This is a genomic window from Pseudomonas sp. MWU15-20650 (assembly GCF_023242475.1).
Taxonomy (GTDB): Bacteria; Pseudomonadota; Gammaproteobacteria; order Pseudomonadales; family Pseudomonadaceae; genus Aquipseudomonas.
The window spans coordinates 391,078-414,241 of sequence record NZ_JALJFG010000001.1; the positions used below are offsets into that span (position 1 = coordinate 391,078).

General features: G+C 60.4%; 25 protein-coding genes. 15 read left to right on the top strand and 10 right to left on the bottom strand.

The window, feature by feature from the left end:
* From M5B43_RS01750 to M5B43_RS01765, 4 genes are read right to left on the bottom strand one after another with little or no spacing between them, the layout of a single operon-like run.
* Nucleotides 1–717 carry a DUF484 family protein gene (locus M5B43_RS01750; RefSeq protein WP_248748505.1) on the bottom strand — a complete coding sequence of 239 codons (717 nt, stop codon included), beginning with the start codon at nucleotides 715–717 and terminating at the stop codon, nucleotides 1–3.
* Between the two features lie 13 nt (nucleotides 718–730).
* On the bottom strand, nucleotides 731–1,561 hold the full coding sequence (gene dapF / locus M5B43_RS01755; protein WP_248748506.1) for a diaminopimelate epimerase: 831 nt from the start codon (nucleotides 1,559–1,561) through the stop codon (nucleotides 731–733).
* Between the two features lie 3 nt (nucleotides 1,562–1,564).
* A complete protein-coding gene (gene lysA / locus M5B43_RS01760; RefSeq protein WP_248748507.1) occupies nucleotides 1,565–2,812 on the bottom strand; it encodes a diaminopimelate decarboxylase in 1,248 nt (415 codons plus the stop codon).
* Nucleotides 2,813–2,821: 9 nt separating this feature from the next.
* The gene (locus M5B43_RS01765; protein WP_248748508.1) at nucleotides 2,822–2,983 is read right to left on the bottom strand and encodes a lipoprotein; all 162 of its coding nucleotides are present in this window, start codon (nucleotides 2,981–2,983) and stop codon (nucleotides 2,822–2,824) included.
* A 239-nt stretch (nucleotides 2,984–3,222) separates the two neighbouring features.
* Between M5B43_RS01765 and cyaY the strand changes: the two genes are divergently transcribed.
* The 3 genes from cyaY to rnk all read left to right on the top strand — a co-directional run bounded on the left by cyaY (nucleotide 3,223) and on the right by rnk (nucleotide 4,321).
* The gene (cyaY, locus tag M5B43_RS01770; protein ID WP_248748509.1) at nucleotides 3,223–3,555 is read left to right on the top strand and encodes an iron donor protein CyaY; all 333 of its coding nucleotides are present in this window, start codon (nucleotides 3,223–3,225) and stop codon (nucleotides 3,553–3,555) included.
* A 2-nt stretch (nucleotides 3,556–3,557) separates the two neighbouring features.
* Nucleotides 3,558–3,776: a DUF1289 domain-containing protein gene (locus M5B43_RS01775; RefSeq protein WP_248748510.1), complete on the top strand. Its 219-nt coding sequence runs from the start codon at nucleotides 3,558–3,560 to the stop codon at nucleotides 3,774–3,776.
* A 131-nt stretch (nucleotides 3,777–3,907) separates the two neighbouring features.
* Entirely contained in the window at nucleotides 3,908–4,321 is a 414-nt protein-coding gene (gene rnk, locus M5B43_RS01780; protein ID WP_034129049.1) for a nucleoside diphosphate kinase regulator, read from the top strand.
* Here rnk and M5B43_RS01785 read toward each other — a convergent pair.
* The 3 genes from M5B43_RS01785 to M5B43_RS01795 all read right to left on the bottom strand — a co-directional run bounded on the left by M5B43_RS01785 (nucleotide 4,318) and on the right by M5B43_RS01795 (nucleotide 8,029).
* A complete protein-coding gene (locus M5B43_RS01785) occupies nucleotides 4,318–7,158 on the bottom strand; it encodes a class I adenylate cyclase (protein WP_248748511.1) in 2,841 nt (946 codons plus the stop codon). The two genes, rnk and M5B43_RS01785, sit on opposite strands and share 4 nt — an antisense overlap.
* 179 nt (nucleotides 7,159–7,337) lie before the next feature.
* Nucleotides 7,338–7,592 carry a TIGR02647 family protein gene (locus M5B43_RS01790; protein ID WP_248748512.1) on the bottom strand — a complete coding sequence of 85 codons (255 nt, stop codon included), beginning with the start codon at nucleotides 7,590–7,592 and terminating at the stop codon, nucleotides 7,338–7,340.
* Between the two features lie 152 nt (nucleotides 7,593–7,744).
* Entirely contained in the window at nucleotides 7,745–8,029 is a 285-nt protein-coding gene (locus M5B43_RS01795) for a hypothetical protein (RefSeq protein ID WP_248748513.1), read from the bottom strand.
* A 126-nt stretch (nucleotides 8,030–8,155) separates the two neighbouring features.
* Here M5B43_RS01795 and M5B43_RS01800 point away from each other — a divergent pair, with 126 nt between their 5' ends.
* Nucleotides 8,156–8,815 (top strand): glutathione S-transferase, encoded by a 660-nt coding sequence (locus tag M5B43_RS01800; protein ID WP_248748514.1) that lies wholly within the window; start codon nucleotides 8,156–8,158, stop codon nucleotides 8,813–8,815.
* Nucleotides 8,816–8,922: 107 nt separating this feature from the next.
* On the opposite strand, the gene argH is transcribed toward M5B43_RS01800, so the two are convergent.
* The gene (argH, locus tag M5B43_RS01805) at nucleotides 8,923–10,317 is read right to left on the bottom strand and encodes an argininosuccinate lyase (RefSeq protein WP_024078056.1); all 1,395 of its coding nucleotides are present in this window, start codon (nucleotides 10,315–10,317) and stop codon (nucleotides 8,923–8,925) included.
* Between the two features lie 500 nt (nucleotides 10,318–10,817).
* Between argH and M5B43_RS01810 the strand changes: the two genes are divergently transcribed.
* From M5B43_RS01810 to rsd, 7 genes are all read left to right on the top strand, one after another.
* Entirely contained in the window at nucleotides 10,818–11,564 is a 747-nt protein-coding gene (locus M5B43_RS01810; protein ID WP_248748515.1) for a LytTR family DNA-binding domain-containing protein, read from the top strand.
* Between the two features lie 138 nt (nucleotides 11,565–11,702).
* Complete coding sequence (hemC, locus tag M5B43_RS01815) at nucleotides 11,703–12,644, top strand: hydroxymethylbilane synthase (protein ID WP_248748516.1); 942 nt, start codon at nucleotides 11,703–11,705, stop codon at nucleotides 12,642–12,644.
* On the top strand, nucleotides 12,641–13,390 hold the full coding sequence (locus tag M5B43_RS01820) for a uroporphyrinogen-III synthase (protein WP_248748517.1): 750 nt from the start codon (nucleotides 12,641–12,643) through the stop codon (nucleotides 13,388–13,390). The genes hemC and M5B43_RS01820 overlap by 4 nt, the downstream gene beginning before the upstream one ends.
* Before the next feature lie 46 nt (nucleotides 13,391–13,436).
* On the top strand, nucleotides 13,437–14,552 hold the full coding sequence (locus M5B43_RS01825; protein WP_248748518.1) for a uroporphyrinogen-III C-methyltransferase: 1,116 nt from the start codon (nucleotides 13,437–13,439) through the stop codon (nucleotides 14,550–14,552).
* Between the two features lie 5 nt (nucleotides 14,553–14,557).
* A complete protein-coding gene (locus tag M5B43_RS01830) occupies nucleotides 14,558–15,799 on the top strand; it encodes a heme biosynthesis protein HemY (protein ID WP_248748519.1) in 1,242 nt (413 codons plus the stop codon).
* 236 nt (nucleotides 15,800–16,035) lie between these two features.
* Nucleotides 16,036–16,557 carry a disulfide bond formation protein B gene (locus M5B43_RS01835; RefSeq protein WP_248748520.1) on the top strand — a complete coding sequence of 174 codons (522 nt, stop codon included), beginning with the start codon at nucleotides 16,036–16,038 and terminating at the stop codon, nucleotides 16,555–16,557.
* 195 nt (nucleotides 16,558–16,752) lie between these two features.
* Complete coding sequence (rsd, locus tag M5B43_RS01840; RefSeq protein ID WP_248748521.1) at nucleotides 16,753–17,211, top strand: sigma D regulator; 459 nt, start codon at nucleotides 16,753–16,755, stop codon at nucleotides 17,209–17,211.
* A 53-nt stretch (nucleotides 17,212–17,264) separates the two neighbouring features.
* On the opposite strand, the gene M5B43_RS01845 is transcribed toward rsd, so the two are convergent.
* Complete coding sequence (locus M5B43_RS01845) at nucleotides 17,265–17,942, bottom strand: FKBP-type peptidyl-prolyl cis-trans isomerase (protein ID WP_248748522.1); 678 nt, start codon at nucleotides 17,940–17,942, stop codon at nucleotides 17,265–17,267.
* Nucleotides 17,943–18,134: 192 nt separating this feature from the next.
* On the opposite strand from M5B43_RS01845, the gene M5B43_RS01850 reads away from it, so the two are divergent.
* The gene (locus tag M5B43_RS01850; RefSeq protein ID WP_248748523.1) at nucleotides 18,135–19,343 is read left to right on the top strand and encodes an AlgP family protein; all 1,209 of its coding nucleotides are present in this window, start codon (nucleotides 18,135–18,137) and stop codon (nucleotides 19,341–19,343) included.
* Here M5B43_RS01850 and M5B43_RS01855 read toward each other — a convergent pair.
* The gene (locus M5B43_RS01855) at nucleotides 19,340–19,807 is read right to left on the bottom strand and encodes a TIGR02444 family protein (RefSeq protein ID WP_248748524.1); all 468 of its coding nucleotides are present in this window, start codon (nucleotides 19,805–19,807) and stop codon (nucleotides 19,340–19,342) included. The genes M5B43_RS01850 and M5B43_RS01855 overlap by 4 nt on opposite strands.
* 50 nt (nucleotides 19,808–19,857) lie before the next feature.
* Between M5B43_RS01855 and M5B43_RS01860 the strand changes: the two genes are divergently transcribed.
* From M5B43_RS01860 to M5B43_RS01870, 3 genes are all read left to right on the top strand, one after another.
* Complete coding sequence (locus tag M5B43_RS01860; RefSeq protein WP_248748525.1) at nucleotides 19,858–21,768, top strand: ATP-binding cassette domain-containing protein; 1,911 nt, start codon at nucleotides 19,858–19,860, stop codon at nucleotides 21,766–21,768.
* Nucleotides 21,768–22,340 carry a mechanosensitive ion channel family protein gene (locus tag M5B43_RS01865; protein WP_248748526.1) on the top strand — a complete coding sequence of 191 codons (573 nt, stop codon included), beginning with the start codon at nucleotides 21,768–21,770 and terminating at the stop codon, nucleotides 22,338–22,340. Before M5B43_RS01860 ends, M5B43_RS01865 begins: the two co-directional genes overlap by 1 nt.
* 86 nt (nucleotides 22,341–22,426) lie before the next feature.
* Nucleotides 22,427–23,059, top strand: a complete 633-nt coding sequence (locus tag M5B43_RS01870; protein ID WP_248748527.1) for a LysE family transporter — start codon at nucleotides 22,427–22,429, stop codon at nucleotides 23,057–23,059.
* Nucleotides 23,060–23,164 lie beyond the last annotated feature (105 nt).

Below are 23,164 nucleotides of genomic sequence, written 5' to 3' on the forward strand. Positions count from 1 at the left end.
TCAGCGCACCGCGCGCAGGGCGGTGGTGAAGCGCGGCACGACACGGCCCAGCACTTCGGCGATGTAGGTCAGGAACAGCGTGCCCACCGAACTCTTGTAATGCGCAGGGTCCCGGCTGGCGATGGCCAGTACGCCGTGCAAGCCCTGATGGCTGAGGGCAACCACGGCGGTAGAACCGATCTGCTTGCGCTGCTCGGCGCCAAACAGAAAGTCCAGTTCGTGCTCGCGCAAGGTGCCGCTGATGGTCTTGCCTTCGGAAAGCAGGCCGCCGATGGCAGTCTGCGCTTCGCCGCCGCTGACCCAGCGTCCCACGGGCATCGGGTTGTCGCTGATCAGGATCAGGCTGACAAAGGGCACCTGGAAATCCTGGCGCAGGCTGTCTTCTACAGCAATCACCGTCTCTTCCAGGCTGCTGGCGTCCATCAGTGTCAGAATCAGGCGGCGAGTTTTGTCGAACAGGCGATCGTTGTCGCGGGCCACGTCCATCAGGTGGGAAAGCCGATGGCGCATTTCGATATTACGCTCGCGCAGGATCTTCATCTGCCGCTCCACCAGCGACACGGTATCGCCGCGCTGGTGGGGGATACGCAGAGCCGGCAGCAGTTCTTCATGTTCGACGAAGAAGTCCGGATTAGCCTCAAGGTACGCCGCGACAGCAGCGGCCTCCAGACTTTCGCTCGGGGATGCTTCGGCGGGTACTTGAGGCTTATCGGTCATTAGCTTGGCTCACTCATAGACGGACCTGTCCTTCGTATACGCGCGAGGCCGGCCCGGTCATCATTACCGGGTGGCCAGGGCCTGCCCATTCGATGGACAACCGTCCACCAGGCAGGTCGATCAGCAGCGGCGAATCCATCCACCCCTGGCTGATGGCGGCCACGGCAGCGGCGCAAGCACCGGTACCGCACGCCTGGGTTTCGCCGGCGCCGCGTTCCCATACGCGCAATTGCGCGCGGGTACGGTCGACCACCTGCAGGAACCCTACATTGACCCGTGCCGGAAAGCGCGGGTGATGTTCGATCTTCGGCCCCAGTTCATGGACGGGCGCGTTATTGATGTCGTTGACCCGCAGCACGGCATGGGGGTTGCCCATCGACACGGCGGCGATATCCACCGTCTTGCCATCGACGTCCAGCGGGTAATGGGTCGCCTGCTCGGTGGCCTGGAACGGAATGTCCGCCGGTGCCAGGCGTGGCGCGCCCATGTTGACGCTGATCTGGCCGTCGCTGCGAATATCCAGCTCGATCACGCCGCTTTTGGTCTCGACGCGAATCTGGCGCTTGGCGGTCAGGCGCTTGTCCAGCACAAAGCGTGCGAAGCAGCGTGCACCGTTGCCGCACTGTTCCACTTCGGAACCGTCGGAGTTGAAGATCCGGTAACGGAAATCCACCTCCGGGTTGCTCGGTGCTTCAACCAGCAGCAGTTGGTCGAAGCCGATACCGGTGTGACGGTCGCCCCACTGTTTAGCGTGCTTGGGCAGAATGTGCGCGTGCTGGCTGACCAGGTCGAGGACCATGAAATCATTGCCCAGCCCGTGCATCTTGGTAAAACGCAGCAGCATGGCTTACTCCGGCAGCAGGCTTTCGCCAGCATACAACTCGGCTACCGTCTCGCGGCGACGCACTTCAAACGCTTGATCATTGTCCACCAGCACCTCGGCGGCACGGCCGCGGGTGTTGTAGTTGGAGCTCATGACAAACCCGTAGGCCCCGGCCGAATGCACGGCCAGCAGATCGCCCTCTTCCAGGGCCAACTGACGATCCTTGGCCAGGAAGTCGCCGGTCTCGCAGATCGGACCGACGATGTCGTAGTTGCGACCTTCACCAGTACGTGGCTTGACGGCAGTCACATCCATCCAGGCCTGGTACAGCGCCGGGCGGATCAGGTCGTTCATCGCCGCGTCGACGATGGCGAAATCCTTGTACTCGGTGTGCTTGAGGTACTCGACCTGGGTCAGCAATACGCTGGCGTTGGCGACGATATAACGGCCTGGCTCGAACATCAGGGTCAGGCCGCGGCCTTCGGTGCGCTCGCGCACGGCCTGGATGTAGTCGGCGATCTTTGGTGGTTCTTCATCGCGATAGCGCACGCCCACACCACCACCGAGGTCGATGTGTTGCAGGTAGATGCCGCACTCGCTAAGGCGGTCGGACAGCGCCAACAGGCGGTCGAGCGCATCCAGGAACGGTGGCAGGGTGGTCAGTTGCGAGCCGATATGGCAGTCGACACCCAGTACTTCCAGGTTCGGCAACTGTGCGGCACGGATGTACACATCCTCGGCGTCGGCGATGGCGATGCCGAACTTGTTCTCTTTGAGACCGGTGGAAATGTACGGGTGGGTGCCGGCATCGACGTCCGGGTTGACGCGCAGGGAGATCGGCGCGCGAACGCCCATCTCGGCGGCGACAACTTGCAGGCGCTCCAGCTCGTCGGTGGATTCGATGTTGAAGCAATGCACACCGACTTCCAGCGCGCGGCGCATGTCTTCGCGGCTCTTGCCGACGCCGGAGAACACGATTTTTTCAGGCTTGCCACCGGCAGCCAGCACACGTTCCAGCTCGCCACGGGAAACGATGTCGAAACCAGCGCCAAGGCGCGCCAGGACATTGAGTACACCCAGGTTGGAGTTGGCCTTGACCGCGTAGCACACCAGGTGTGGAACGCCGTTCAGTGGGTCGGTGAAGGAGCGGTATTGGGCTTCGATGTGCGCACGGGAGTACACATAGGTCGGGGTGCCGAAGCGCTCGGCAATCGCAGACAGCGCCACGCCTTCCGCGAACAGCTCGCCGTCCCGGTAGTTAAAAGCGTCCATGAGTTTCCCTTAGTAGGTGTCGTGCTTGTGCGCTTTGGTTTGCGACGTCTGCGCCTGGTCATTCGGGTCTTTGCTGTCGTCAGGCAGGTACAGCGGGCCTTTTTGACCACAGGCACTAACGAGGCAAGCGACCGCGACGAGCGCAGCAAGGGAAGAGATCAGGCGCTTCATGGCGAAATCCTTGAATATGCATTAATTGCGCCCGAGTATACCGACCACCTGCCAGCTTGCCTATGCGCCGGAATACCCGTCCGGCGGGGGTTTGCTGAGTATGTCGCGATTACGCCTACGCTAATTGAGGATATTTCACGCGGCTGCGGGTAATGAAATCGGTATCCTTTGCAATCATCATGGCACGTCCGTATCGTGCGCCGCTTGAGCGTGACCAGACACTTTTCGAGGTTCCCACAATGAGTTTGACCGAAGCCCGTTTTCACGACCTGGTGGATTCGACCCAGCAGGCGCTGGAAGATATTTTCGACGACAGCGGCCTGGATGTGGACCTGGAAAACTCGGCTGGCGTGCTGACCGTAAAGTTCGAGAGCGGCCAGCAGCTGATCTTCAGTCGCCAGGAACCGCTACGTCAGTTGTGGCTGGCGGCGCGCTCCGGTGGCGTTCACTTCGACTACGACGAAGAAAGCGGCAAATGGCAGTGCGACAAGAGCGAAGAGTTGTTGGGCGAGATGCTCACACGTCTGGTCCAAGAATATACCGGCGCTGACCTGGACTTCGACGAGATCTGATCGTGACCCAGCCTGCTTCTGTACGCCCGCCCAAGCCGCTGTTCAGCAATGTCAGCCCGGCGGTGCCGTCACCTTGTATCAGTTTGTGTCGCCTGGACGAGCATAAAGTCTGCCTTGGCTGCTTCCGGCACGTGGAAGACATCCGCGAATGGCGCTCCGCCGACGATGCCCGGCGCCGGGTGATTTGCGTCGAGGCCGAACAGCGTCGGGCGCGCGCCTGAGGTCGTCTTGTTTATTTGTGACGCTGTGGTAGTGTCCGGGTACGCCTCAACTGATCGAGGCCCGTGAGAACCCCGCCTTTTTCTGGCGGGGTTTTGCTTTTTTGTGCAGAAAAAAGGAGTCTGCCTGAATCATGACCACCGCACCGTCCATCATCCTCACCCGTCTTGACGTGCAGCGTCTGGAGCAACTGATCGACCGCTTGGGCGACGAGTTTCCCGGCGTTGAAGCGTTGCAAGCCGAACTCGACCGCGCCGAAGATGTGGTTGGCCACGATGAAGTGCCTGCGGGTGTCGTGACCATGAACTCCAGCGTGCATTGCCGTGAGCAAAGCAGTGGCAAGGACTACCACCTGACCTTGGTTTATCCGAAGCACGCGAATGCCGACGAAGGAAAAATCTCGATCATGGCGCCAGTGGGCAGTGCCTTGCTCGGCCTGCAAGTGGGCCAGCACATCGATTGGCCTGCGCCGGGCGGCAAGACCCTCAAGCTTGAACTGCTCAGCGTTGAAGGCCAGCCCAAAGACGGCGGCGCTTTCCCCCTCTAAATCTGGTTCAGCGCCTCATTGAGCGACAGTTCCAGCTCGGCCTTGTAACGTAGGTACAAGTTGCTCGGGCTCTGCACATCGCCGAGCAGGCCGGACAGGTCCAGGTCGGTGATGTAGCAGCGGTAACGCTCGGCCTCCCGGCGCTGCCCGACGATTTCCCGGGCGACCACCGCAAACAGTTGGTCGCCAAATTCCAATTCGGAAAACTCCCGCTGATTGCAGTACAGCGTGATGCCTACCTGGCCTGGTGCGGCTTTGCCGATAATCGCCTGCACATCATAAAACCCTCTATGGGTGGGATGTTGCGGAGCTGGCCGTGGTTCGACGACGCGCGCGCGGGTGCTGCCCGACGGCAATAGTTGGTAATACAAGGTTTGCACTGCGCCCAGCGGTTGATGCATATCCAGCGGTGACAAGGCTTCGCGACGATAGATGATCGATTGCAGGAAACGCTGCAGCGGCGCCAACAAGCTTTGCTCGTCATGAAACGGCAAGCGTTGTTGCCAGAGAGCATTGAATTCATCCAGAACGTACAGTTCGGCGATGCGTTCATTGACCCGGTAGAACACTTGCACACGGTCGGCCAGCCCCATGGGCAGCAAAAGCGCCAGGTCGTGGTCTTCCAGGGCCATGGCGTCCAGGTGCAATGGGCTGTAGCTGGCCAGCTCTTCGCTGAGGTAGGCGATCAGCGCGTCCTGAGTCGGCAGTGACACATGATTGGCTTGGCCCGGTGTCAGTTCCATCACGTGATAGTGCTGCTGTACCTGGAGCAAGTAGCGGTGATTGCCTTGGCCGAGCAGCAGGTTTTGCGCCGTGTCGAAGATTTCTTCAACGCGTTGGGCAATGAATTGCGCACGGTTGTGGCAGAAGCAGCGTACCCGCAGCCGTGGCAAATGATCGCAAGGCAGTTGGTTGAGGTAGTCACGCAGGCAGTCGAGGAGCGCGTGGGGGCCGTCGTAGCGGCTGACCATCACCTCGTTCCAACTGTTGATCGTGACTTGGTCCAGGGTCAACACCAGGTTGTCGCGTACACCGGCATAGCTCAGGGAGTCTGTGCGCTCGGTGGTCATCAGAATATTCAGGTCGCGGTGGTGCTTGAGTGGGTCAACGCCGACGTTGATCAGCAGCAATACGTCTTCCGGTACCGCCGAACGCAACAGGCGGTCTTCATCGACACTGGCCAAGGGTAAGGCGATGGTCTGCTGCAGGCTGCCTAGCAGGTTGAACAGCTCGAACTCGGTCATGTCGCTCACGCCCGGGTGCAGCGCCAGGCGTGTACTGCTGTCGATGACGCCGTTACGGTGGCACCAGGTCAGCATTTCCAGCAGGTCGCGGCTGCGCTTGATGGGTGCAAAATGCTCCCATTCCAGCGCGGTGAGGTTGCCGTTGTACAAGCCCCAGTGATGTTGGCCGGGTTCCTTGCGATTGGGCGACTGCACCAGGGTCAACGTATCTTCGGCCAAGTCCGGGGCAATCCCGGGGTTGATGAACTCAACTTTGCCGGCCTTGCGTTCAAACGCTGCATACAAGCGGCGGCCCAATACGTTGAGGTCGCGCTTGTTGATCAGGCTGACGGTTTGTTCGCTACGGGCAAACTGGGTGAGAAAGCGGTAGCTGTAGTTCAGCTCATTGACCAAGGCGCGTCGCTCGGAGGCCACCTGACGCACTTTCCACTGGCTGCGGCTGTCCAGCAGAGTCAGTTGGCGCGGGTCCCAGCCCCACTCATGGGCCAGGCGCTCGAGCAGCAAGTGTTGCCAACTGGCGCTGCGCTGGCCGGCACTGAGCTTGCGGTTGACCTTCAGGTAGAGCGCGCGTCGTACCAGTTCCAAGCGTTCCGGCTCGTTGCGCGCCTTGAGGTGCTCCTCGATGCGGCGATAGACCACGATGTAAGGGTCCAGCTCATCCAAGTCCATCTGGTTGGCGAACACTGCCCGTTTAAAGCGCAGGCTCAAGCAGTGCACGTTCGGGTGTTCGCTGGCGTAGACCTCGGTCAGCAGCAGCTTGAGCACGGATTTGTAGGGTGATTCGATGCCCTTGAACAGTTGCCACAGCCCCGCGCCAATGAATTCGCCCGGGGGAATGTGCGCCAAGTGGCCAAGGTCGAGGGTTTCATCGGCGCGAATAAAACGTTTTGAAATCAGCGTGTGGGTGAATTCGGCGTAGCGGTTTTCTTCGTACACCGGCACCAGCCACCAGATAGGTGTACGACCACCCAGCCAGATTGCGGTGCGGTAGAACTCGTCCAACAGCAAATAATGCTGGGTGGTGCCGCAGTCATCGGAGCTCAGTTGTGTGTCGCGTTCACCCAGTACAAAGCGCGTCGGTTCGATCAGGAAGAAATGCGCCTCGGCCCCCATGGTCAGGGCCCAGGCTTCCAGCAGTTGGCACTTCTTGCGCAGCTCGGCCAGTTCGTTTTCGTTCAGGTCAGGTGCATGACACACCCACACGTCCATATCGCTTTGATCAGCCTGAGCCAGCGTGCCGAGGCTACCCATCAGGAATAAGCCGTGGATCGGCCGAGGAGGGTTGCCGTGGCGTGGCTTATAGGAGAACGAGCGAGTCAGGCGCTGGGCCTCGGCCAATGCCTGGGTGTCGGGTTCGAAGTTCGACAGCCCGGCTGGCGTGCTGCTGGATACATAGCCTGGCAGCAAGGGGTGATTGACGTGGAAAAACAGCGGCAACAGCGTCAGCACGCTTTGCTGGCGCGGCGTCAGCCCCTCGATGGCTCGGGCCATGCGCCCTTTGTTAAGGGCCATGAAGCGCGCGCGCAGTTGCGCCAGCACCTTGCGGTCGATGCCTTCGTCCAGGTCTGGGCGGATTTCATGAGTGCGGGTCATGTCCAACTCGGGGCTCGCAGGGCCCGACGTGGGCAGCCGTGTAGGAGTTTACAGACAGAAGCGTAGGAATTTTAGATGGGAGTGGTTTTTGACGTCAAAAACCTGGTTGCTCGCAAGCCTTTTGGCACAACGACGCCCTCGGAATCCGCAAGGAGCGGACTCCATGGGCGGATCGGGTATCAGGCTGCTTCTTTGGTCGGGGCAGTGGTCAAGATGGTCAGTAGGGTTTGGGCCTGTTCTGCAGCGTCCCGGCCAAGGCTGGTCAGGTAGCCTCCATCCGGCTGATCGATCAGTTTTTTGTCGAATAGGCGTTTGGCGGCGGCGATGGCAGTGGGAGCGGCGGTTTGATGGACTTTCAAACCCTCCTGGGAGCTGCCCAGGTTGAAGAGTGCAAGGATTTCCAGTTCGGCAACCAACTCAGGGGTATACGACATAAGGACTCCAGACTTTCTAAGAATTTATTAGAGGCTAGCAGGGCATAAGGTGAACGCACTTTGCCGGGCTGTCCAGTGAGAAACTCCTGGGTCTTGATATGGCGCAGTTTTGTGGCGAGGAAGCGCGCTTCCAGGCCACGAAGGTGCTCGATTCAGTCGTTCTCGGGTGGCAGCTCAGGCAATGCCCGCAGCGCTGTTTCATACCATTGGGTATCGAACGCGCGGTCTTCTTCGAGCATCTTGTCAATTTCCACGGCCAACACGTGGGCCATGAGGTTCAGAATGTCTTCGCGCTCATAGCCCACCAACGCCAGCTTGTTGAAGGTGGCTTTGGCGGCAGGCGGGTTGTCGCTTTCGATCTGGTTTTCGATGGCCTGGGTCAGCGTGCTCTCGGTGAACTCTTCTTCGTCGTTATCGATATCGGTTGGCTCGCTCATGGCAGGCTCCTCAAGGAAAGGGCGCCAGTCTACCCTCATTCAGGTAGGTGATGCTGCTGGTCAGACCGGGTCCGAGGATCTATAACTCTTGCAGCCAACCCCACACCCGGCCTGGAGGCAACAGCAATGCTCAAGCTCTATGGATTTTCGGTCAGCAACTACTACAACATGGTCAAGTTGGCGTTGATGGAGAAAGGGCTGCCTTTCGAAGAGGTGCCTTTTTATGCCGGGCAGACCCCTGAGGCCCTGGCAGTGAGCCCCAGGGGCAAAGTACCTGTGTTGGGCGTCAAGCAAGGCTTTATCAACGAAACCAGCGTGATCCTCGAATATATCGAGCAAACCCAGGAAGGGCCTGCGCTGTTGCCCGCTGATCCGTTTCAGCGGGCCCAGGTGCTAGCCTTGTGCAGGGAGATCGAGCTGTACATCGAATTGCCCGCTCGCGCGTGTTTCGCCGAAGCCTTTTTTGGCATGCCGGTGCCGGAGGCGATCAAGGAGAAATCCAAGGCCGAGTTGTTGCTGGGTGTCAGCTCCTTGGGTCGACACGGCAAATTCGCACCCTATGTGGCGGGGGAGAGCTTTACGATCGCGGATATATATTTCATGTACAGCGTGAACCTCGCCTGTGCCGTAGGCGAGAAGCTGTTTGGCCTGGACTTGTTGGCCGGGCTTGCGGCGGCGAAGGCCTTGCTGGAGCGATTGCATGGGATGCCCAACGCGCAGAAGGTCGCGGCGGACAGGGAGGCGGCGATGCCGGCGTTTATGGCGATGATTGCGGCCAGGAAATAGAGGGTTGGCGCCTGTGGCGACGCCTTCGCGAGCAAGCCCACACATTCGGCTGCATTCCAAAGATGGAGCGCGGTCAAGTGTTGGGGGCGGGCTTGCTCGCGAAGCTCTTAGCGGCTTGCGAGCAGGGCCTGGCCGCGCACGACGGCTGCCTTCACCTGTGCCGGTGCAGTACCGCCCACATGGTTGCGGGCATTCACCGAGCCTTCCAGGGTCAGCACGGCGAACACGTCCTGCTCGATCTGGTCGCTGAACTGGCGCAGTTCTTCCAGGCTCATTTCCGCCAGGTCTTTGCCAGTGTCCACGCCGTACTTCACGGCATGGCCGACGATTTCGTGGCAGTCCCGGAACGGCAGGCCACGGCGCACCAGGTAATCGGCCAGGTCAGTCGCGGTGGAGAACCCGCGCAGCGCCGCCTCACGCATGATCGCGTGCTTGGGCTTGATCGCCGGGATCATGTCGGCAAAGGCGCGCAGTGAGTCGCGCAGGGTATCGGCGGCGTCGAACAGCGGCTCTTTGTCTTCCTGGTTGTCCTTGTTGTAGGCCAGGGGTTGGCCTTTCATCAGGGTCAGCAGGCCCATCAAGGCGCCAAATACGCGGCCGCTCTTGCCACGCACCAGCTCGGGCACGTCGGGGTTTTTCTTTTGCGGCATGATCGAGCTGCCCGTGCAGAAACGGTCCGGCAGGTCGATGAACTGGAATTGTGCGCTGGTCCATAACACCAGTTCTTCCGAGAAGCGCGACAGGTGCATCATCGCGATGCTGGCGGCAGCACAGAATTCGATGGCGAAGTCACGGTCTGACACACCGTCCAGAGAGTTGCCGCCCACGGCGTCAAAGCCCAGCAGTTGCGCGGTGTACTCGCGATCAATCGGGTAGGTGGTGCCCGCCAGCGCGGCGCTGCCCAGCGGCATGCGGTTGGCACGCTTGCGACAATCCACCAGGCGCTCATAGTCGCGGCTGAGCATTTCGAACCAGGCCAGCAGGTGGTGACCAAACGTCACCGGCTGTGCGGTCTGCAGGTGAGTGAAGCCGGGCATGATGGTGTCCGACTCCCGTTCGGCCTGCTCCAGCAAACCTTTTTGCAGGCGGGTAATTTCCGCGAGGATCAGGTCGATTTCGTCACGCAGCCACAAGCGAATATCGGTGGCGACCTGGTCGTTACGGCTGCGGCCGGTGTGCAGTTTCTTGCCGGTCACGCCGATACGATCGGTGAGGCGGGCCTCGATATTCATGTGCACGTCTTCCAGGTCGACGCGCCAGTCGAACGTGCCGGCCTCGATTTCACCACGGATGGTGGTCAGGCCGTCGATGATGCTGTCGCGCTCGGCGTCGGTCAGTACGCCGACCTTGGCCAACATCGTCGCGTGGGCGATGGAGCCCATGATGTCGTGGCGGTACAGGCGCTGGTCGAAGGTGACGGAGGCGGTGAAGCGGGCGACGAAGGCGTCGACGGGTTCACTGAAGCGGCCGCCCCAGGACTGGTTGGTCTTGTCGGTGCTCATGGATTCGCTCGTGATCTGCTAAAAGAGGCGTGGAGGTGTGTCGCCGATAATAACAGGGTTGCCCGTGGAGGCGATGCTGCGGGTAGCCGGCAATTTTATTTGTGCAGGGGATGGCTAAGTGCCTTGCCGCCGATCGCATCCGGGAAGAGACTGGAGGCGGGCGTTTATTGAAACGATATTTGACGATTGAGCAATATCGTCTCGGTGAGCGTCTACAGTTGGACTGATAGTGTGTGAATGCACCAAAGTCGGGCTATGCGGTCATAACCAGACTATCCATTTAAAAGGGGGGTATTCGGATTGTGTATCAGTGAACCCTACGACGATGCCCGCAGGCAGCAGGTCTTGGGCGCTATTGAACAGGTCCGGGTAAATTTGGGTGCCACTCTCAGGGCACTTTTTGCCGCTCGCGCTAGTCTTAGCGTGGATCGCTGTGACGTAAGTCACCGCACCTGTCTACGCTATCCTTGTGCGAGACTCACGCAGGAATCCAGCGCAATATGAATGTCCTGATCGTTGATGACGAACCCCAAGCCCGCGAGCGACTGAGCCGTCTGGTCAGTGAGCTTGAGGGTTATACAGTCCTTGAACCGAGCGCTACCAGCGGCGAGGAGGCGTTGACGCTGATCGACAGCCTCAAGCCGGATGTGGTGCTGCTCGATATCCGCATGCCGGGCCTTGATGGCCTGCAAGTCGCCGCACGCCTGAGCGAACGCGAATCGCCACCCGCGGTGGTGCTGTGCGCGGCCCAGGAAGAGTTTTCTGCACGAACGTTGGAAGACAGCGGTGTCAGTTTTCTCGTCAAGCCGGTGACTGCCGAAGCCTTGCTCAAAGCCTTGAAAAAAGCCGAGCGCCCCAACCGCGCCCAGCTCGCCGCCTTGACCCAGCCAGCCGCCCAAAGCGGTAACGGGCCTCGAAGCCACATCAGTGCGCGTACTCGCAAGGGTATCGAACTGATTCCACTGGGCCAGGTGGTCTACTTCATTGCCGATCACAAGTACGTGACCCTGCGTCACGAGTCCGGCGAAGTACTGCTCGATGAGCCGCTCAAGGCGCTTGAGGACGAGTTTGGCGAGCGTTTCGTGCGCATTCACCGCAACGCGTTGGTCGCCCGTGAGCGCATCGAGCGCCTGCAGCGTACGCCTCTGGGGCATTTTCAGTTGTTCCTGAAAGGGCTTAATGGCGATGCCTTGATTGTCAGCCGACGCCATGTCGCTGGTGTGCGCAAGATGATGCAGCAGCTTTAGCCCAAGAGCTGGAGCGAAGTCCACAGCCCTTATCCCGGTGCGACGTGGCCAGGGAGGCCCCGCACTTGCTGATTCAAATCAAAGCGTATTTGCCTGAGCTGTTATTATCCGCTGTATCTATTCAGTACGGATTGATCCATGTCCTCTCGCGAAATCCGCATCGCCACCCGTAAAAGCGCATTGGCCTTATGGCAGGCCGAGTACGTCAAAGCGCGTCTTGAGCAGGCCCACCCTGGTCTCAAGGTATCCCTTGTTCCAATGGTCAGTCGTGGCGATAAGCTGCTGGACTCGCCGCTGTCGAAGATCGGCGGCAAGGGCTTGTTCGTCAAGGAGCTGGAGACCGCGCTGCTGGAGAACGAAGCCGACATCGCCGTGCACTCGATGAAAGACGTGCCCATGGACTTCCCTGAAGGGCTGGGCCTTTTTTGCATCTGCGAGCGCGAAGACCCGCGTGATGCCTTCGTTTCCAACACCTATGCGTCCCTGGATGAATTGCCTTGGGGCAGTATCGTCGGCACCTCCAGCCTGCGTCGTCAGGCGCAATTGCTGACCCGCCGCCCCGACTTGCAGATCCGCTTCCTGCGCGGCAACGTCAACACTCGCTTGGCCAAGTTGGATGCCGGTGAGTATGACGCGATCATTCTCGCCGCTGCCGGCTTGATCCGCCTGGGCTTTGAAGACCGCATCACTTCGGCCATCAGCGTCGAAGACAGCTTGCCCGCAGGTGGGCAGGGCGCAGTCGGCATCGAATGCCGTACCGCCGACAGCGAAATTCACGCATTGCTCAAGCCGCTCGATCACCCTGACACGGAAGTTCGCGTCACGGCCGAGCGCGCCCTGAACAAACACCTCAACGGTGGCTGCCAAGTGCCGATCGCCTGCTATGCCGTGCTCGAAGGTGAAAACCTGTGGCTGCGTGGCCTGGTGGGGGATCCGGACGGTGGCACGTTGCTGACCGCGCAAGTGCGTGGCCCACAATGCAATGCCACGGCGTTGGGTATCCAGGTCGCCGAAGCGTTGCTGGAAAAAGGCGCTGGCGCCATTTTGCAAAAAGTCTATGGCGAGGCCGGCCCGCAGTGACCGAATGGCGAGTGCTGCTGACGCGGCCTGCCGAAGAGTCGCAGGCCCTGGCGGCGTCATTGGCGCAGGCCGGAATTTTCAGCAGTAGCCTGCCCCTGCTGGAGATCGAAGCCCTGCCGGTCACGGCGGAACAACAGGCGGTGTTTCAAGCGCTGCACCGCTATTGCGCGGTGATCGTGGTGAGCAAGCCCGCCGCGCGTCTGAGCTTGCGGCAGTTGGCTCAACCTTCGCCGCATTTGCCCTGGTTCAGTGTGGGCGCGGCGACGGCGCAGATATTGGCCGATCATGGCCTCAACGTTCACTATCCTCTAACCGGCGATGACAGCGAGGCCTTGCTTCAATTGCCCGCGTTGCGCGAGGCTATCGCGCATCCCGGTGCCAGGGTGCTGATCCTGCGGGGCGAAGGCGGTCGGGAGTTGCTGGCGCAGCGTTTGCGCGAACAAGGTGCTAGTGTCGAGTATCTGGAGTTGTATCGCCGTTTTCTTCCGGCCTACCGCCCAGGGGCGCTGATGCAGCGCATCCAGTTGGAACGCTTGAACGGGCTGGTGGTCAGCAGTGGGCAGGGTTTTTTACACCTGCAAGCCCTGGCCGGACCCGATTGGCCTCAGGTGGCACAGCTGCCGTTGTTCGTGCCCAGCCCGCGCGTCCATGAGATGGCGCGCGCCGCTGGCGCAGAAAAAGTTGTGGATTGTCGTGGCGCGAGTGCCGCGGCTTTGTTAGTGGCGTTGGGCAGCTTTGCCTTATAAAGATAAAGCACCCGCCCCCACTCTCTGATACGCAAAGGACGGATACGTGAGCGAAACAGCCTTGCCTAAAGATGAAGCTCAGCCCGCGCTTGATGCGCCGGTCGAGACACCAGTCACCGCGCCACGCCGTGGCAATGGCCTGGCAATCGTCGCCTTGCTGCTTGGCGCCGCAGGTGTTGCCGCCGGCGGCTGGGGGGTCTGGCAGGTCCGCGCCCTGCAAGCCAGCAGCCAGCAGCAACTGGGCCAGGTGCAGACCCTTGATGACCAATCCCAGAGCCTCAAGCAAAGCCAACAACAGTTGGCCGCTCGCCTGGCGCAGTTGCCAGGTGCCGATGAGTTGGAGGAACGTCGTCGCCTGGTCGCCCAGTTGCAGGGTGACCAGCAGCGTCTGAACCAGCGCCTGGAGACCGTGCTGGGTGCCAGCCGCAAGGACTGGCGCCTGGCTGAGGCCGAGCATCTGATCCGTCTGGCCAGCTTGCGCTTGTCGGCCTTGCAAGACATCAACAGCGCTCAGTCACTGGTCCAGGGTGCCGACGAGATTCTTCGCGAGCAGAGCGATCCAGGCGCCTATGCCGCGCGCGAGCAACTGGCCAAAAGCCTCGCCGCGCTGCGCAGTGTCGAGCAACCGGACCGCACCGGCCTGTACCTGCAACTGGCCGCCTTGCGCGACCAGGTCGTCCAGCTGGCGGCGATTGCGCCGGAGTACCAACTCACGGAGCCCGCTGCCCAGGGGCGTCCTACCACCGATACGGACAATCGTTTGAGCCAGTGGTGGGAGCAGATTTCCCGTTACTTCCGCATCGACTTCAACCCCGACGACAACATTCGCCCGTTGCTGGCAGGCCAGGGCTTGAATCAGGTGCGTCTGTCCCTCAGCCTGGCGCTGGAGCAGGCACAGTGGGCGGCTCTCAACGGCGAGGCGGCGGTGTACAGCCGCTCGCTGGGAGAGGCGCGTAGTGTGTTGCAGGACAACTTCAACCAGGACAACCCGCAGAGCAAGGCCATGCTGGCGCGTATCGCTGAACTTGAGCCCAAGGCCGTGTCGGTGGTGACGCCTGACTTGGCTGCGAGCCTGGCCGCTGTGCAGGCGTACCTTGAGCGTCGTCATCTGTCTACCGACGAAGCCAAGGCTTCGGCCGGCACGCCGGCCACCCAGGAGTAGAACCGATGAAGCGTTTCTATGTGGTCCTGGTGCTGGCGATCGCGGTCGCTCTCGCGCTGGCTGTGGGTATCTCGAAGCACACGGGCTACGTGCTGATTACCTATCCCCATCTGCTGCATTACGAATCGAGCCTGTGGGCCACGCTGGTCGCGGTATTTGCCATCGGCCTGGCGATCTACCTGATCCGCGTAGTGTTCGGCTTGCTCACTGCCTCCGGTGGAGTGGTCAACCCGTGGTCGCGCCGCAACCGCAGTCGCCGAGTGCAGATCGCAATCGAGCAAGGCCAGATGGACCTCGCCGAGGGGCGCTGGGCCAGTGCTGAGCGCCACCTGCAACGCGCCGCAGAAGCGGAGCGTCAGCCGCTGCTGTACTACCTCGGCGCCGCCCGTGCGGCCAATGAACAGGGCCGTTACGCAGAGTGCGATGGTTTGCTGGAGCGCGCCTTGGAGCGCCAGCCCCAGGCGGAGCTGGCGGTGGCCTTGAGTCATGCGCAATTGCAGATGGACCGTGGCGACACTGAAGGCGCCCTGGTCACTCTGCAGGCGATGCACGAACGTCACCCGCATAACGCGCAGGTCTTGCGACAGTTGCAACGCCTGCACCAACAGCGGGGCGATTGGTCATCGGTGATTCGCCTGTTGCCTGAGTTGCGCAAGGACAAAGTATTGCCTGCCAGCGAGCTGGCTGAGCTGGAGCGTCGTGCCTGGGGCGAGAACCTGAGCCTGGCAGCCCAACGTGAAGAGCAGGGTGAGGCGGGCTTGCAGTCTCTTGAGCGGGCATGGGAGCAACTGACTTCCGCCCAGCGCCAGGAGCCACAGCTGGTATTGGCGTATGCAGAACAGTTGCGTCGACTGGGCGCTGATGCCAAGGCCGAAGAAGCTCTGCGCGGTGCTATCAAACGTGGCTATGACAGCCACCTTATCCGGCTTTATGGCCTGCTGCGTGGTAGTGATCCGGCTCGTCAATTGAAGTTCGCCGAAGGCTGGCTCAAGGATCATCCGGGCGATGCCAGCCTGCTTCTGACGCTGGGCCGTCTGTGCTTGCAAAACAGTTTGTGGGGCAAAGCCCGGGACTACCTGGAAAGCAGCCTGCAAGCGCAACGCAATCCTGAGGCCTGTGCCGAATTGGCCCGCCTGCTGGCTCAGTTGGGGGATACCGAGCGCAGCAACCAGCTGTTTCAGGAAGGGTTAGGGATGCTCGATAACCGCCTGCTCGCCTCGCCGTTGCCAGTACCTGTGCGAGCTTGAAGTAGGAAAGGGTGAATGGGTTGGCTCAGACCTATCTGACGCCAATCCTTCAACCCCATGTAAAGGCTCGATTTAACGGGTGTCGCTATTAATTCCTACGTATTGTTAGGGCATTTCTTCCAGGTTCTGGCGGGATCTCCCTACGTTTTCGCGGAATTGTCTGCTCTAGGGCGTATTGAAAGGGGTCGGGCCTTTCCTCTACCGTAACGACCCATCTCTTGCAGTGCGGATAAACAATGTCTTTGGCCCCCTTACGCTCCTTGTTTTTCCTGGCGTTCATGGCTGGTGCGCTGACGTTGGGCGCGTCGTTCTATCTGGAATACGGCGCACTGCTACAGCCTTGCTTCCTGTGCCAGGTACAGCGGCTGTTCCTCGCGACCTTTACGCTGATCAACTTGATTGCGGCTCTTCATAACCCAGGGCGCTCCGGCCTTTATCTGTATGGCCTGGCGAGCATCGGGTGTACGTCGCTCGGCGCCATCACCGCCGGGCGCCAGGTGTTGCTGCAGAACGCCTTGTCAAACCAAGTCGCGGACTGCTGGCCCAGCTTGCAGCACATGATTGAGAACCTGTCGTTTTGGCAGGCGGTGAGGGCGGTCTTCAACGGTACGGTCGATTGCGTCGAGATCAACTGGACGTTGTTTGACCTGAGCCTTCCCGAGTGGAGCCTATTGTTCTTCGTCGCAATGTTGATTTTGGGCATCATGCAGTTTTCACGGTTGCTGCTCAGCCAACGTTTGCGCCTCACAAGGCCATGAAAAAAAGGGTTCAGGTTGTAGGGCGGGATTAAACACTTGTATGAACTTTCTCTCCTGCGTACCTTGAAGCCATAGTCATGCGGGCATAATCTGGCCCGCACGCGTTATCAAAACCGCTTGTCCGGCTGCTGCCTTATCCTTGAAGTGTTGCGCAGGCACACGGCAGCAGCGCCCCTATAGGGAAGAGAGATCATCATGCTGGAAAGTTGTCAGAATGCTCAGGAACGCTGGGGTGGGGTGCACAAGCTGATCGACAGCTGGCTGAAGGCACGTCACGAACTGGTTCGGGCCTTTGATGCTCTCGGTGCCAAGCCCGAAGCATTGGCCGAGAATCGCAAGTTGTTGCAGGAGTTCTGCGGGCCTTTGGTGGACTACGTGTCTGCTGGCCATTTCGAAATCTATGAGCAACTGACCGGCGAAGCGAAAGCCTTCAATGATAAGCGCGGCCTGGAGTTGGCCGAGACGATCTATCCGCGCATCGATGTGATCACCGAGAAGCTGTTGGCCTTCAACGATTTGTGTGATGAAGGCAAGTGTGTTGCTGAAAAATTCAAGGAACTCGGCGGTCTACTCCATGAGCGTTTCGAACTGGAAGATTGCCTGATCGAAGTGCTGCACACCGCTCACAAGCAAGAGGCTGCCGTCCAGGCCTGAACCTTGTCGGCGAGATAAAAAACGGTGCGCATGTCGCACCGTTTTTTATTGGGTCAGTGGCGGGTGCCGAGCAGTTCGATCTCGAAGATCAACGGTGTGTACGGCGGGATCAATTCGCCTGCGCCGTCTGCGCCATAAGCCTGGGCGGAAGGAATCACCAAGCGCCATTTCGCACCCACCGGCATCTGTTGCAACGCACTGCTCCAGCCACTGATCACGCTATCGAGGCGAAACCACTGCGGCTGGGTACTTTTGTCGAAGACGGTGCCATCGGGGAGCCGGCCTACGTATTTCACCTGCACCTCATCGCTGGCCAACGGCTTACTGCCGGTGCCGGGCGTCAATTCGGTGAGCAGGATGCCATCCTCCAATTCGCGTACACCACTGGCCGCTTTTTCCTGTGTTAAAAATTGCTGTTCGGCGGTGAGCGCTTTTTCGCTTTTTGGCGCTTGGGCGTCGGCGGCGGCTTGTGCTTCATGCTGCGCGAGGATCTGTTCGATGCGCGTGTTATCCAGCGCCAGAGGCTTGCCTTGATAGGCTTGCTTGAGGCCGTCGAGCAGGGCCTCGATCTGCAGGTCGGGGACTTCCTGGCGTAACCTTTCACCGAGGCTCGCGCCCAGGCTGTACGCAAGATCGTGGGGGGCCGGGACGGTGGTTTTTGGTGGCGACTGCTCGCTCGCATTGGCCACGCCAATTACCAAGCCAAGCACTAGAAAAAGGTAACGCGACATGGGCATTCTCCCGGCGAAAGTGCGACGGATTATGCCAGTGTGGGTGCGTAAAAAGTGGCGCGGATTATGGTTATATCGATAAGAATTTTCTTACGGTGCAACGCAAGGCAAACGATACTGTCAACATGCCCTAGCGGCGGTAAGAGCAGAGGGCTAGTATGAGCCGCACCCACGTCAGCCAGGAGGTAAACCATGTCGGCCAAACAGAAGCCTGTAAATACCCCGTTGCACTTACTCCAACAACTTTCGGGCAGCTTGCTCGAACATCTGGAAAGCGCGTGTTCTCAAGCCTTGGCCGATGCAGAAAAACTGCTCGCCAAGCTGGAAAAACAACGCGGTAAAGCGCAAGAAAAGCTGCATAAATCCCGCACCAAACTGCAAGACGCCGCTACTGCCGGCAAGGCCAAGGCACAAGCCAAAGCCAAAGACGCTGTCAAAGAACTTGAGGACCTGCTGGACGCTCTCAAGGATCGCCAAGCTGAAACCCGCAGCTACATTTCCCAGCTCAAAAAAGACGCTCAAGAAAGCCTGAAACTGGCTCAGGGTGTTGGTCGTGTGAAGGAAGCCGTAGCCAAAGTGCTGGGCGCTCGTACCCCAGCCAAAGCTGTTGCAGCGAAAGCGGCTACCAAGCCCGCTGCAAAAACCGCTGCTGCTAAGTCGGTCGCCAAGCCCGCTGCAAAAACCGCTGCTGCAAAACCAGCCGCCAAGCCAGTTGCAAAAACCGCTACTGCAAAACCAGCCGCCAAGCCAGTTGCAAAAACCGCTACTGCAAAACCAGCCGCCAAGCCAGTTGCAAAAACTGCTGCTGCAAAGCCAGCCGCCAAGCCAGTTGCGAAAACCGCTGCTGCTAAGCCAGCCGCCAAGCCAGTTGCGAAAACCGCTGCTGCTAAGCCGGCCGCCAAGCCCGCTGCAAAAACCGCTGCTGCAAAACCAGCCGCCAAGCCCGCTGCAAAAACTGCTGCTGCTAAACCGGCCGCCAAGCCCGCTGCAAAAACTGCTGCTGCAAAACCAGCCGCCAAGCCCGCTGCAAAAACTGCTGCTGCTAAACCGGCCGCCAAGCCCGCTGCAAAAACTGCTGCTGCAAAACCGGCCGCCAAGCCAACGGCTAAACCTGTTGCTGCGAAGCCAGCCGTGAAGCCAGCTGCTAAACCTGCTGCTGCGAAGCCAGCTGTGAAGCCAGCCGCTAAACCTGCTGCTGCGAAGCCAGCCGTGAAGCCAGCTGCTAAACCTGCTGTTGCAAAGCCAGCCGCTAAGCCAGCTGTTGCCAAGCCTGCTGCTGCAAAGCCAGCCACTCCAGCAGCATCTGCCGCTACCCCGGCAGCGTCCAGCGCTCCAACCGCATCGGCCGGCAGCACACCTGCACCGGTCGCGCCAAGCACCACACCAACCAGCGCTTCCTAAGTGCCGGTGGCCATGGCGCGCAGCTGCTGCAGCGCGTCGTGGTCAAGGTTGGCGGCATCCTCAGCCGCCAATCCTTCCAGCCACGGCTGTTGATCCGTCACCTCACCTGTCGGCCATCCTTGCGCCAGTGCTTCCAGACGCTTGAGCAATTGCCGCTCGGCCTCCAGCTCCAGGGCTTTGACACGCTCGCGTAACGCCGCCAAGGCTTCATCCTGTTGTGCCATGACTCGCCATTGCACGCGTAGCTGCCGCAACGGTGTGATGACCTTCGCCTGCCACGACCCGGCAAGTTGTTGCAGCGCCCGCAAGCGCTCGGGCTCAAGCGCTACACCGCGCTGTTCCAGCCACGCGCCACACAGCAACAGACACACATCTGCCCCTTGTTCCTGCAAACGCAGGCAAGCGGCCTCGACACCCGGGCGGGCGTAAAGCGAGAGGGCAAAGCTCCACAGGTCAGCGCACATATTCACACCCAAGCCAGCGGCCAACGAAGCTGGTAGACTCCGCCGCCATTATGATCCGACTTCAAAGCCTAACATTACAGCGTGGCCCGCAACGTCTTCTCGAAGACGCCGAGCTGACCCTGCACGCCGGTCACAAAGCCGGCCTGATCGGTGCCAATGGCGCCGGTAAATCCACGTTGTTCGCCTTGTTGCTGGGTGAGCTGACCCCGGACTCCGGGGACTGCTTGCTGCCGGCCGACTGGCGTATCGCCCATATGCGCCAGGAGATCGATACCCTGGACCGCATCGCGATCGACTATGTGCTCGATGGCGACCTGCGTTTGCGGCAGGTGCAACACGACCTCGCCGAAGCCGAGAAAACCCAGGACGGTGCCGCCCAGGCCCGTCTGCACGCCGAATTGGACAGTGCCGACGGCTATACCGCCGATGCGCGTGCTCGCAAAATGCTCGCCGGCCTTGGTTTTACCAACGAACAGATGGACCGTCCGGTTGCCGACTTCTCCGGCGGCTGGCGTATGCGGCTCAATTTGGCCCAGGCGCTGATGTGTCCCTCGGACCTGTTGCTGCTCGATGAGCCGACCAACCACTTGGACCTCGATGCGATCCTGTGGCTGGAAGACTTCCTCAAGAGCTACCAGGGCACCCTGCTGCTGATTTCCCACGATCGGGACTTCCTTGACGCCGTGGTCGACAATATCGCCCACGTCGAACAAAAGAAAATCACCCTCTACCGTGGCGGTTACACCGCGTTCGAACGTGCCCGTGCCGAGCGGCTGGCCCAACAGCAACAGGCTTACGAGAAGCAGCAGGCGCAACGTGCGCACATGGAAAGCTACATCGCCCGGTTCAAGGCCCAAGCCACCAAGGCCCGCCAGGCCCAGAGCCGGATCAAGGCCCTGGAACGCATGGAAGAGCTGTCAGCGGCCCACGTCGATTCGCCGTTCGACTTTGTATTCCGCGAGTCGGTGAAGATTTCCAGCCCGTTGCTGGATCTCTCGGATGCTCGCCTGGGTTATGGCGACAAAACCATCCTGGAGAAGGTCAAGCTGCAACTCACCCCCGGCGCGCGTATCGGCCTGCTCGGCCCTAACGGCGCGGGCAAGTCGACGCTGATCAAGAACCTGTCGGGGGAGCTCGAGCCTCTGGCCGGTCGCCTGACCCGTGGCGAGAACACGGTGGTGGGCTACTTCGCCCAGCACCAGTTGGACTCGCTTGATGCCAAGGCCAGCCCGTTGTTGCACCTGCAGCGCCTGGCGCCAACAGAGCGTGAACAGACCCTGCGCGACTTCCTCGGCGGTTTCGACTTCCGTGGTGCACGCATCGATGAGCCTGTGCTGAATTTCTCCGGTGGCGAAAAGGCCCGACTGGCCCTGGCCCTGATTGCCTGGGACCGGCCAAACCTGCTGTTGCTCGACGAACCGACCAACCACCTGGACCTGGAAATGCGCCTGGCGCTGACCATGGCCCTGCAGGAGTTCAGTGGTGCGGTATTGGTGGTGTCTCACGATCGCCACTTGCTCAAGAGCACCACGGATAATTTCCTGTTGGTAGCGGATGGCAAAGTCGAAGAGTTCGACGGCGACCTGGACGATTACGCGCGCTGGCTGACGGATTATCGCCTGCGTAATGCGCCGGCCAGCAACACCCCGGTCAACCCGGATAAAACCGACAAGAAAGCCCAGCGCCAAGCCGCCGCCGCGCTGCGCCAGCAGTTGGCGCCGCACAAGCGCGAAGCCGACAAGCTGGAAGCCGAGCTGGGCAAGGTGCACGAGCGCCTGGCCAAGATCGAAACCAGCCTGGGCGACAGCGCGGTGTATGAGGCGGCACGCAAGGATGAGTTGCGTGACCTGTTGGCCGAGCAAGCCAAGCTCAAGGTGCGTGAAGGGCAGTTGGAGGAGACCTGGATGGAGGCCCTCGAACTGCTGGAAACCCTGCAAGCGGAGCTGGAGGCGCTGTCCTGATGGAAGCGTTGCAGCTGCCATTGCCGGCACAGTGGATCGGACCTGTTTGGGTGGGTGTGCAGATCGTGCTGATCCTGCTGGCCGGCTACTTCGCCCAGCGTTTCGTGGCCAAATGCCTGAAGCGCCTGGGTGAGCGCTACCCGTTCCCGCCTCAGTTGCTGATGCCCCTGCGCGGTGGTTTGCGCTGGTTGATAATGGGCAGTGCACTGATCTTTGTGCTGGAGCGCCTGGGCGTATCCGCCACGGTACTGTGGACGGCGCTGTCGGGGTTTGTGGCGGTTGCCGCAGTGGCGTTCTTTGCCATGTGGTCGGTGCTGTCCAACCTGCTGTGTGCCATTCTGATCTTTACTGTCGGACCGTTTCGTCTCGGCGATATCGTCGAGCTGGTGGATACCGTCGACAAGCCGGGCGTCAAAGGCCGGGTAGTGGCGATCAACCTGCTCTACACCACCCTGATCGAGGTGGAGGAAGCGGGGACAGGCAGCGTAATGGTGCAGGTGCCCAACAGCCTGTTCTTCCAGCGTTCGGTTCGGCGCTGGCGCGATCACGGCGTCATCCCGGGCGACCGTTAGCATTCACCTCTAAAAAATCTATAGCCAGTCATTGGTCGGCAGAGTTAGCTTAAGGCACAACTGCGAATTCCATACTGAGGTGTGTAATGGCTCTCGACACGTGGCTGGCCTTTTTCCTGGCCAGTTGGATCATTTCCCTTTCCCCCGGCGCAGGTGCCATCGCCTCGATGTCCAGCGGCCTGCAATACGGTTTTATACGCGGCTACTGGAATGCCATCGGCCTGCAACTGGGCCTGGCGATGCAAATTGCCGTTGTCGCGGGTGGCCTGGGTGCCATTCTGGCGGCGTCGTCGACGGCGTTTTATGCGATCAAATGGTTCGGCGTGGCGTATCTGGTGTACCTGGCGATCAAGCAATGGCGTGCCTTGCCCATGGACATGACCGATGACACGGCCGTGCGCCCGATCGGCAAACCGATGGCGATGATGTTCCGTGGCTTCCTGGTCAACGCCAGCAACCCCAAGGCCCTGGTGTTCATGCTGGCGGTGCTGCCGCAGTTCGTGAATCCGCAGGCGCCGTTGTTGATCCAGTACCTGATCCTGGGCGCGACGATGATCAGCGTCGATATGATTGTGATGGCGGGGTATACGGGGCTGGCGTCGAAAGTCTTGCGCCTGTTGCGCACCCCCAAGCAGCAAAAACGCGTGAACCGTACGTTTGCCGGGCTGTTCGTGGGGGCGGCGGCTTTTCTCGCCAGCTTGCATCGCGCAACGGCCTGACTGACGAAACCGGATCAAAATGTGGGAGGGGGCTTGCTCCCGATGGCGGTGGTTCAGCGACAGATAATCTGGCTGACACACTGCTATCGGGAGCAAGCCCCCTCC